General features: G+C 60.4%; 6 protein-coding genes. 5 read left to right on the forward strand and 1 reads right to left on the reverse strand.

Going from position 1 to position 5,723, the window contains the following annotated elements; genetic code table 11:
- The 4 genes from AC11W3_RS03230 to AC11W3_RS03245 form a co-directional block, all read left to right on the forward strand.
- Positions 1–528 (forward strand): tetratricopeptide repeat protein (locus AC11W3_RS03230; RefSeq protein WP_484092469.1); only part of this gene is annotated, 528 nt, incomplete at its 5' end.
- A 32-nt stretch (positions 529–560) separates the two neighbouring features.
- The gene (locus AC11W3_RS03235) at positions 561–854 is read left to right on the forward strand and encodes an HU family DNA-binding protein (protein WP_484089435.1); all 294 of its coding nucleotides are present in this window, start codon (positions 561–563) and stop codon (positions 852–854) included.
- Positions 855–1,049: 195 nt separating this feature from the next.
- Complete coding sequence (locus tag AC11W3_RS03240) at positions 1,050–2,738, forward strand: Na/Pi cotransporter family protein (protein WP_484089436.1); 1,689 nt, start codon at positions 1,050–1,052, stop codon at positions 2,736–2,738.
- On the forward strand, positions 2,713–3,615 hold the full coding sequence (locus tag AC11W3_RS03245) for a Ppx/GppA phosphatase family protein (RefSeq protein WP_484089437.1): 903 nt from the start codon (positions 2,713–2,715) through the stop codon (positions 3,613–3,615). Before AC11W3_RS03240 ends, AC11W3_RS03245 begins: the two co-directional genes overlap by 26 nt.
- Positions 3,616–3,661: 46 nt before the next feature.
- Here AC11W3_RS03245 and AC11W3_RS03250 read toward each other — a convergent pair whose 3' ends face one another.
- The gene (locus AC11W3_RS03250; RefSeq protein ID WP_484092470.1) at positions 3,662–5,251 is read right to left on the reverse strand and encodes a DUF3943 domain-containing protein; all 1,590 of its coding nucleotides are present in this window, start codon (positions 5,249–5,251) and stop codon (positions 3,662–3,664) included.
- Positions 5,252–5,434: 183 nt separating this feature from the next.
- Between AC11W3_RS03250 and AC11W3_RS03255 the strand changes: the two genes are divergently transcribed.
- A partial coding sequence (locus AC11W3_RS03255) for an AMP-binding protein (RefSeq protein WP_484092471.1) occupies positions 5,435–5,723 on the forward strand: 289 nt, incomplete at its 3' end.

The raw sequence follows: 5,723 nt of genomic DNA on the forward strand, positions 1-5,723 counted from the left end.
GACCTGCCGAATCGCTACCTGACCCTTGGACCCGAGTTCGGGAAGGCCTACCTCCTCATCCACGACGGCAATGATGCCGCTGCCTTTCCTATCTTGCAGCAATTGCTGCGAAATAGTGAAAGCGACATTGTAATCTACGAGCTGGCGCTTATAATGTACAGGTCCGGCAAAGTTCATGAGTGCGAGAAGTACCTGAACCGCTCGCTGGAGCTAAACCCGCTCAACCCCGCAAGCTATCTCGCCCTGGTCCACCTGCTCCCCGAAACCGGCAGGTTCGACGAGGCGATCGCTACTGTGAAACGGATGATGGAGTTGGGCGTCATGGCAGATCAGGCCCAGTTGCTCCTTGGAGATTTGCAGCACGCGACAGGAGACGATGCGGCGGCGATGGAATCCTGGTCGAAATTATTGCCCCTCCCGGCGATGGCCAAGAGTGCGGCAGAGAGGCTGGTACCGCTGCTCAGTAACCAGGGAAGGACTGCGGAAGCGAAATATCTCGCCAAGCAATACTTAAAAGGATGCTGCTAGCGTAACAACACGGTATCTTGGAGGACGGCACGATGAACAAATCAGAACTCATTGAATCTCTCGCCGCGAAGAAGACCCTCTCGTTCAAAAAAGCGGAAGAGGTGGTCAACACGGTCTTCAACTCCATGACCGAAGCCCTTCTGTCCGGCGACAGGATAGAAATCAGGGGGTTTGGTAGTTTCGTCGTGAAGGAGTACGACGCCTACACCGGGAGAAATCCCAAGACCGGAGAGTCTATCTCGGTCAAGGCGAAGAAGCTCCCCTTCTTCAAAGTGGGCAAGGAACTGAAAGAAAAGGTTTCCGGTTCCGAGACGGAAATAGATTAGCCGCACCGTTCCGAGCTTTGGCTCAGGGAGTGGCGACACCACGTTGCCTTCGCCCCTGCATTGTCTCGCGCGAAAAATTCGTGTAATGTAAGGACTGCCCTCACCATCTGCCATGCTTGTAGCGGTGAGGGCAGTCATGTTTAATCACATGGGGAAATCAGAGATTGAGGTAACATCCAGCCACCGGGAGCACGCTTGACCTCACTTAATCTCAACATCAATCTCATCTTTACCGGCCTCGGCGGCCTGGCCCTCTTCATCTACGGCATGCGCACCATGTCGGAGGGATTGAAGAAGGTGACCGGCGAACGCCTGAGACGACTCCTCGAAAGGGGGGCCGGCAACAGGCTCACTGCGCCGCTGATCGGCAGTTGCCTCGCCTCCATCTTGCAGTCAGGCAGTGCCGCCTCGGTCCTCGTGGTCGGCTTCGTCAACGCTGGACTCCTCTCACTCTACCAGGCCCTCGGCGTCCTTCTCGGCACCGGCATCGGCACCACCCTCGCCATCCAGTTCATCGCCTTCCGCGTCTCGGCAGTGGCGCTTCCAGCCATCACTTTCGGGGTGCTCCTGTCACTTTTCTCCCGCAGCAGGAAGCTCGCCGAGTTCGGCGGGCTGCTGCTGGGCGTGGGACTGGTCTTCTTCGGACTCTCCATTCTCGAGGATGCCTGCCTCCCCTTGAGGCAAAGCGCGATCCTGGCGGGCCTGCAGAAGGACTTTCTCTCGTACAGGTTGATGGCGGTCCTGTTGGGAGCGATGCTGACCTTCATCGTCCAGTCCGGCAGCGCGACCATGGGGCTGGTCATAGCCCTCGCCTCCGGCGGCGTTCTCCCCTACGACACCTCGATCGCCATGGTCATCGGTGAAGTTGCCGGCGCCACCCTCATTCCGCTGATAGCCTCGATCGAAGGGAGCCCCACCGCAAAAAGGGCGGTGGTCATCTATCTCGCCATCAACGGCATGGCCATCATGCTGGCGCTGATCTTCTTCCCGCTCTTCCTGCACGCGGTGAACCTCGTTTCACCCGGGGCGTCTCCGGCCGTGCACCAGCCGCAGCTCATGGCCCAGGGGATGCCCCCTAACATCGCCCGGCACCTCGCCAACGCCCACACGCTCTTCACCGTTTCCACCGCCATCATCTTCCTGCCGCTGATCGGCTTTCTCGCGCGATCGGCGGAAACGCTCCTTCCGACCCGCCGCTCCGAGAGCGAGCCCAGGCCCAGGTTCATCGACAACAGGGTGATGAAGACGCCGACCATCGCCCTGGCTCAGGCCTGGATGGAGCTCGGCCGCATGGGCAGCATCGCCTGCGCCATGTTCCAGGAGCTGGTCTCGCAGTTCGACGCCTTCGATCCCAAGGTCGCCTCGGCTATCAGGGCCAAGGAGCAGGTACTCGATGTCCTGCACCGCGACATGTCGCAGTTCCTGGTTGCCCTCTCCAGGGAAACCCTCTCCATCGACCGTGCTATCGAGATCCCGACCATGCTGCAGATGGTGAACGAGATGGAGCTCGTCGGAGATCAGGGCGAGGCGGTGCTGAACTACCTGTTGCGCAAAAAAGAGGAGGGGCTGCGCTTCTCGAACCTCGCCATGGACGAACTCAAGGCCTTCGCCACCAAGGTGGGGGAGGCGATGGCTTTTTGCGAGCGGGTCCTGAAGGGGGAAGATGAAGGCGATATCGAACCACTTCGACACGAAATCTCAGCGCTGGAGGAGCAGCTTCAGCAAAGCCACCTGAGGCGGCTGAAAAGCGGGAAGTGCGGCATCATAGCCGGCCTCCTGTACGGCGACATGATCGCCAGCTTCTCCAAGATCGCCCATCTCAGCTACTCGATCATCGAACAGAAAAGAGGAATCGCCCATGACTCAACCCGTAGCGGCCATTGACCTCGGGACCAACACCGTCAGGCTGCTGATCGCGAACCAGCAACCGTTCCACCAGATCTTGCTTAACCGGACCATCACCAGGTTGGGAGGAGGATTCACCAGGGAGCGGGGGCTTTCAGAGGAGGCCCAGCAGCGCTCCATTGCCGCGCTGAAACTTTTCGCCGACGAGATCAAACGCCACCAGGTGATGCGGGTGCGGGCGGTAGCGACCAGCGCCGTACGCGACGCCGTCAACGGCAAGGCCTTCTGCCAAAGGGTCAAGGACGAGACGGGGCTTGAACTGGAGATAATAGACGGGACCGAGGAAGCAGTCCTGACCCTCAGAGGCGTCACCTCCATCGTCGACGACAGGAGCGGCGACTTCGCCGTCTTCGATGTGGGAGGCGGCAGCACCGAATATACGCTCGCCGAAAGCACCCGCCTCGTCTTCTCGAGCAGTCTACCCATCGGCGTGGTCAGGCTGACCGAGGGCAAACCGGGAGCCGCCGAGATGGAGGACAAGATCAGCCGTGAGCTGGCCAAGTTCAGAAGGGAGCTGGAAGAGGAAGGTCTGGCGGAGCGCTTCAGCAACGCCACCCTGATCGGTACAGCCGGGACCGCTACCTCTCTCGCGTCGATCCAGCTGCAGATGACCGATTACGACTACAAGAAGGTGAACAACCACGTCATGCCGCTTGCCGAGATCCAGCGGATCTACGAGTTGCTGAAGCCGTTGACTCCCCAGGAGCGGCTCCAGGTCCCCGGACTCCAGCCTGGTCGGGAGGACCTGATCATCGCCGGCATCCTGGTGGTGCTCACCACCATGCGGCTCTTCGGTTTCAAGAAACTGAAGATAAGCGACTCGGGGCTTTTGGAGGGGTTGATCCTCGGGGTGTGAGTGTATCTCGTCTTTGCCTGGCTCCCGGCGCATTCGATCCGTCATGCTACCTGGCCCAGATATCTCTCCACTCCACCGCGCCTAGGTGCGTATCGCCGAGGAAGGTGTAGAAGATTCCGAAAGTGGCGTTGCTTTGATGCCTGCTCGGGAGGTTGCCGTATTTCGCATTCCTCACTGATTCCACGAACTGCAGGCCGAGGCCGTGCCGGCGGAAGACCCTCCAGATCAGGTTGGCGCTGGCGTGCACGATAGCCTCGTCGCCTTGTGCGTTATCGGAACCCGTTCCGGTTACCCAATAACCCCGCCCTGACGTTTCCAGCGACACCCGGTCCCCGAGAATCAGTCGCAGCGCCGTCATCCCTTGCGGCGTCACGCCGTAGTGGTAGTCCCGGCTCCCGTCGTGAACGGGTGTGACACCGGCCGCACCGAAGCCGACTCCGCCAAGTACCGATCCTTGCAGGGCGACATCCTGGGCCATCCAGTACTGCGCGGTGGTGCCCAGGGAAAGGGCAGTGCTCGAGACACGGAAGATGCTCGGGGAGATGAAGTCGTAACTTCCGTATAGACCCCAGATCCCGCGATAGTTCTCGCCAGCCTCGTACTGCTTTCCGTGGAGGAGGCCGCGGAGCAGGACGGTTCCGACCGGGTTGTCTTCGAGCGCGATACCGCTTATCTGGAAATCGAAGTAGTCCAGCGGTCGCCGGTAGGAATACCCGATTCGTCCCGGCAATCCGTAGGACATGGCGAAGTCGAGGGTCGCGTCATTGTGGTGGTCGAACATGGCCCCCAGGCGGAAGCGCCAGAAGGTCGCCGGGTCGTGGCTCGGGAAGACGGGCTTGAAGCGGTCTCCGAAGGCCAGGCGATTGAATCCCGTCGGCGGCGAGACAATCGCCGCGCCGAGCTCATGCCAGCCGTCGGGCGGACCGTGCTGCTCCTTCAGCACCAGTTGCGACATCCGGAACAGCGCCTCGCCCAAAAGCGATCCGGCGTTGCCCGTGGTGATCATGTCATTGGTCGACGGCGGGCCGGTTTCCCCAGCCATCTTCCAGATAAAGCTCCCCACATTGCTGTAAGCCCACGACTCCCAGAATCCGAGCCCGGCGGAGCGGGCGAACCCGTACATCATCGACCCCTGGTAAGGATGGGCGAACTGGTTGACGTTGAAGGGGTCCTTGTCGAAGGCCCAATCCTGGTCCTCCAGTTGGTCCCAGGTGGTCACGAAACCGGTGGCGTAGGTTCTTTTGCCATTGGTGTAGTCGTCAGGGAAGAAGGTGCGGTTCACCAGGTTGAGCAGCAACAGGAAGGTCGGGACCTCCCAGGCCGGGATCAGGTAGCTCTTGCCGGCTCCGGTCTCCCACGAGTGCACCTGTCCCTTGGGGGAATCGACCTTAAGGGCCCCCTTTCCGTCATCTGCCGAGGCCCGGTTGGCAGCTGCCTCATCGGGGGTACGCCGCCACTGGTATCTTTCCGTGGGCGGGGGAGGCGACGGTGCTGAAGGTGCTGTCGCGGCCGGAGCTGCGTCTGTGCCCCTTTCAGCCTTTGCCGGCTTTACAACGCCGAATCCGGTAAGGATGAGGACGAACACGCTGGAAGAAAGTATCTTCAGGAGGAGTCGTACTCTTTTGGCTGCGGGCATGGACGGGCTCCGGTGCTCGATCAGTTTTTAGCTGAGGCCGGATCAATGTGCGAATGTCGTCCAACTTTAACACAAAGTGAGGTGGATTCACCTTTACGGTCGAAAACACCCTGTGATTCCGGTAGACTCTAGACGAGGCGGTCGTCAAGGTGCAGGGTATCGACAGAGCTGAAAGGAGCATCAATGCAGACGCTGGTAGATCTGTTCCAGAGTTTCGAGGCCAGGGGTGACAAGACGGTTTTTGTCAACCGAACCGGGGTGCGACGTTTGCCGGTCTCGTATGGGGAACTGGCCGGGCTGTCGAGAAAGATGGCTGCGCTCCTTGCCCAAAAGGGGGTGCAGCCTGGCGATCGGGTCCTCCTCTGGGGGCCGAACTCGTCCTGGTGGGGCGTTGCCTACTGGGGCATCATCATCAGTGGAGCCGTCGCCGTCCCTGTCGATTTCATGTCCGATCGCGCACGGGCGGAAATGA

The organism is Geomonas sp., from assembly GCF_056994735.1.